General features: G+C 59.3%; 1 protein-coding gene and 1 tRNA gene. Both read right to left on the bottom strand.

Annotated features, from left to right (window positions below; all coding sequences use genetic code 11):
* Positions 1-239: 239 nt before the first annotated feature.
* Positions 240-548, bottom strand: a complete 309-nt coding sequence (locus VZ95_RS18440) for a hypothetical protein (protein ID WP_045777162.1) — start codon at positions 546-548, stop codon at positions 240-242.
* Between the two features lie 224 nt (positions 549-772).
* Positions 773-847 (bottom strand) — tRNA-Thr (locus VZ95_RS18435).
* Positions 848-1,131: the final 284 nt, after the last annotated feature.

Raw genomic sequence — 1,131 nt, 5'->3', positions numbered from 1 at the left:
CAAGCCCCGCAACGGCGACCGCGCGCCGCAACGGCGAGGAGGAGCGGGAAACAGAAGAAAGAGGTGCTGTCATGGCTCAAAACCGTTGTTTGTCGTTGGGTCGAACAGGAAGGTGGGGGCGATGCCGCCCAAGATAAAGCCCGTTCGCGCTGTCCTGCCGACTATTACGCCCGATCATGGCCGAATTTCGACTGTTGTGCTACGGCAACAGCCCAAAAAAATCTTTTTTACTGGGATCTTTACCGGGCGGGCAGTGCGGTTTCGGGGCGCTTGGCGTATTGGCCGCAGCCATCGGTTGGCATCGTGAAACGCTTGGTCTCGCCCCGGGCCTTATTCTGATCCGGGGCGGCTTTTGCCGTGCAGCGCCCGAAGCCATTGTCCTTGGCCCATTGGATCGCGCGGGTTGAGGGAACTTCCTTTTGCGTGATTTTATCGGGCGCAACCCAAAACCGGCAGGCGGAACAATTGTTCACGGCGCGCGGCTTAGGAACGGTAATCCGCTCCTGAACCATAAAAAAATTGACCAATCGGTGCCAGAAACTTGTCATAACCCAACCATCCTGCACCCAATTTCCTAAAATAAGCATAAAGCTTAGGTGATTCGGGGGGAATAGCTGTGATACGGCGCGCCGGGATTCTTAAGTGTGCGGCGGACGGTCGGTCGCGACAAGAGGCGTAATTTAGGTAAATCCGACGAGAAGATAGCGGTATGGGATAGAGCGCCCGTTTCCGTCGCTAAGCCCTAAAAACGCTGATTTTCCTTGGGAAAAAATGGTGCCGACTCGCGGAATTGAACCGCGGACCTACTGATTACGAATCAGTTGCTCTACCCCTGAGCTAAGTCGGCATCGTTATCGCAGGGCAATCCCCCTGTCGATGCGGGGCGCACATTATCGCCGGGGGGCGGGGGGTGCAAGGGGGAATTCGTGGCGAGTCCAGAGAATTTTCGGCGACAGGTCAGGCGCGCCGGTTGACGCCCTCGATCCGCCAGCCGGGGCCGATGGCGTCGATGCGGGTCAGCGACCAAGGATCGAGGGTGAAGCTCTGGGCGGCTTTCAGCGGCGGGCGGGGCACCGGCTTCGCTGAGCGCGAGGGCGAGAGCCGCGCGCAGGGTGCCCGCGTGGGCGACCA

It is taken from the genome of Elstera litoralis (assembly GCF_000963705.1).
Classification (GTDB): Bacteria; Pseudomonadota; Alphaproteobacteria; order Elsterales; family Elsteraceae; genus Elstera; species Elstera litoralis.
This window is presented reverse-complemented; position numbering and strand designations above follow the sequence as displayed.